The organism is Clostridium sp. (assembly GCF_016650095.1).
Taxonomy (GTDB): Bacteria; Bacillota; Clostridia; order Clostridiales; family Clostridiaceae; genus Clostridium_AD.
Window position 1 is genome coordinate 1 of the sequence record NZ_JAENWL010000402.1, and the last position, 3,170, is coordinate 3,170.

Sequence of the window (3,170 nt, forward strand, 5' to 3'; positions counted from 1 at the left end):
GTCTTACAGGATTTTTAAAGGATTGTAATTCTTTAATGGACGAAAGTGAGACAATAAAGGGTAGCCTGCAAAAACTCAAAGGTTCAATTGAAAGTGAAAATAAAAATGAAGGTAATTTAGTTCCTATTAGTGAAAATGAGTACAAGCACATAAATGAGTTAGCCCTAAAGGAAAAAACACTTATAGAACTATTAAACAGAATAGATGAAGACTTTATTCCAGTTCTTACTTCTTTTATAGAAGCAAAGAATGACCACAAAGCTTCCGAAACACTGTTAAAAAATGAAGAAGCCCTAGTTAAAGAACTACAAAAATTTCATGAAGAGTTCCAGAAGTACCAAGATGAAAAAAATATTAATGTTAATGATGAGGAGAACCTTATCAATAATTTTGAGAGGGAAAAGCTTCGATGGAATTCTGATAAACAGCTAAGGGAGCAACGAATTAATTTTACTAGTGAAAAACTATCAATTAAGTCTCAGGTAAAAGATACTGGAAGTCAAAAAAGTAAAAGGGAAAATCCATTACTAACACTTAGCATTGTAATAGGTATTATTTCTATAATACTTTCGGTAGTTTTCCCTCCAGCTTTAATTTTCGTTATTATTGCAATTGTAATGGGTGTGCGGGCAGTGAGGTTCAATAAACAAAACATGGCAACGAAAAAGGATACTAATCGTGAAGATATAAATAGCATAGAACAGGAATTAAAAACTCAAAGGGAAGAAAACGATAGTGAAGAAGCATTAATTATTAAAAAAACTAAAGAGTACGAAAGCAAAATATCATCCTGCTCAAATACTATTGTTGGCATAGAAAAAGAGTTAGAATCTTTGACAGAAAGAAGCAACGATTATCAAAATTCTCTAGGTGTGGTTTCAGGATTGAAAAACAAGGAAGAGCTGGCATTAAATCTTCTTAATGTTAGGCAAGAAACTTATCTTAAAGAAAGTAACTACCTTCTTGAAAGATACTCGGAAGATTTAAGCCTTAACGAAGATGTTAAAATTACAGTTTTACAACAAGAAAATTTGGAGGAAATTGTTGCTAGAGAATATAGAGATAGAATAAAGCAACTCTGCGATACTTTGAGAAACAATATTGCAGAAAAAATGAAAGAAAAATCCTGCCTATCAGTGAAAGAGTTTGAAAATAAATATTTCGAGTATGCTTCTGAATCTAAATATCGAAAAGCTATCACTGAGGCGGAGCAAGAATACACAATGAAAGTTGAAGAATTTTTAAGTAAAGTGAATGAATACGAAATTGTACAAAGCTATGAAGAGGCTAAACTTTTAATACAAAAGATTTGGCTACAAGTTACTCAATTGGGAAAAGAAAAAGATGAAGCACTTAATATTGCGAGGGGTATGGGATATGTTACACCTTCACTGGAATATTTAAGGTCGGAAACAAGTAAACTTGAACCATCAATTAAAGAGCTAGAAGAAGTTGGTGGAAATAGTTATGAAGTAGAAGAACTGCAACAAAAGGAAAAAGACCTTGCCTCTGAAAATCTAGATCAACAACTATTTGACTTACAGAAAAAAATTAAAACACCAGATAGAAACTTAAGTCAGGTTCAAGAAGGAATAAATGAAAAGGAGAAAGAGGTAAATGAAAAGGAAAACTACTTCAATTGCCTAAAAATTGCATCACAGGTAATGCAAGAATCAACAGACGAGATGCGCCAGAGCTTTGGACCAGAACTTAACAGGAAGACAGCTGGAATATTCAAAAGTCTTACTAATGGCAAATATGGGAACATACTTGTTACAAAGGACTATGATATTTCAATTAAAGCAGGTATTCATTATAGAGAATGGAGATATTTAAGCAACGGAACAGTTGATCAGGTTTATCTAGCATTAAGAGTAGCCATTACAGAACTAATTTCTGATAAAAACGCTCAGTTACCTTTATTTTTAGATGATGTGTTGATACAGTATGACGATGAAAGAATGGATGCAGCTTTAAAATTTATATCTGATTACGCTAAGGAAAAAGGACCAGAATTCCAACTGATATTATTCACCTGTCATAATCATATCATAGATAATTCAAAGCCTTATAATACTGAAGTAGTTAATATCTAATATTACTATTTTAAAGGAACATGCAAAGTTATTACTTATGGGGTCAGACCCTAGTCTAGAGATTGGAAGTGGAATGGACAATCTCTAGTTGCTAATGTAATAAAAAAGATATGAATTTACTATTTCATATCTTTATATTTTGATAATGCTTACTTTTTTACAAAACTAATTCATAGATATTTAGCTCCGAATTTTTTCTCAATGTTCCTATAATTGGAACTAATCTTTTGAAGTGTTCAGTGTTAAAGTGATTATCAAGACTTTCTTTATTTTCCCATTCTTCAATCATAGTTAAAATTGTTTTGTCAGTATTATCTTGAAATAAATTGTATGATATACAACCTTTTTCTTTTCTAGTTTTTCCTACTAATTCCTCGTATAATTCTATAGCTTTCTCTGTTTTACCATCATAAAAAAATCCTTTTGATACAACTTTTATCATAATTGTCTCCTTAAAATTTTATTTTTTCTATATAATAAACATTATACATGTTCATATTGAAGTTTGTAAAGTTTACAATAAATGCCTTTGTTCTTTCTATAATATGGTATTGTCTTTTGATGGAGCATTTAGTTGGGTGGAAACGTGACAGTTCAGTTAGCCTATGTTTAAATTTCTTATGAACTTATCTCTTTTCTAAAATAAAATAGAACAGCTCCATGCAAATTATTATTTACATGAAGCTATTGATATGAAAGCTAACTAACTAAATTCCTAAATAAGATAACATACGCAAAAATGATATTCCTTACACTATGAAAAATACGATCCCATAAATGTAAATATTTCACTCGTAAAGTCTGCAAATCAGATTGTTTTTATAATTTCAAGTTCTAAATTCTTATGTAATCATTTAATGTTTTGGTTAAAATCATACATCCACTTAACCCAATTTACGGTAATAATGGTATAATTAAATAAATTATTTGTGTCGTAACGGTAATTTATAACGCAACAACCCTTATATAAATTTAAGCACATATTAAGAAGTAATAAGGTCATTTCCCTACTCTATCTTTAGGGACTCAAAGTACTACCTTGGGCATAATATTGTTAACATATATTAGATAGGA

2 protein-coding genes are annotated in these 3,170 nt (G+C 30.2%); one reads left to right on the forward strand and one right to left on the reverse strand.

The genetic code is table 11. From position 1 onward, the window contains the following. A partial coding sequence (locus tag JJE11_RS17040; RefSeq protein WP_291637780.1) for a hypothetical protein occupies positions 1–2,096 on the forward strand: 2,096 nt, incomplete at its 5' end. A gap of 157 nt (positions 2,097–2,253) precedes the next feature. Here the strand turns inward: JJE11_RS17040 and JJE11_RS17045 are convergent. After that, the gene (locus JJE11_RS17045) at positions 2,254–2,538 is read right to left on the reverse strand and encodes a putative quinol monooxygenase (RefSeq protein ID WP_291637782.1); all 285 of its coding nucleotides are present in this window, start codon (positions 2,536–2,538) and stop codon (positions 2,254–2,256) included. Positions 2,539–3,170: the final 632 nt, after the last annotated feature.

Excerpts from the sequence above, each read along its gene's own strand:
- JJE11_RS17045 (WP_291637782.1), bottom strand. The coding sequence starts at position 2,538 with ATGATAAAAGTTGTATCAAAAGGATTTTTTTATGATGGTAAAACAGAG.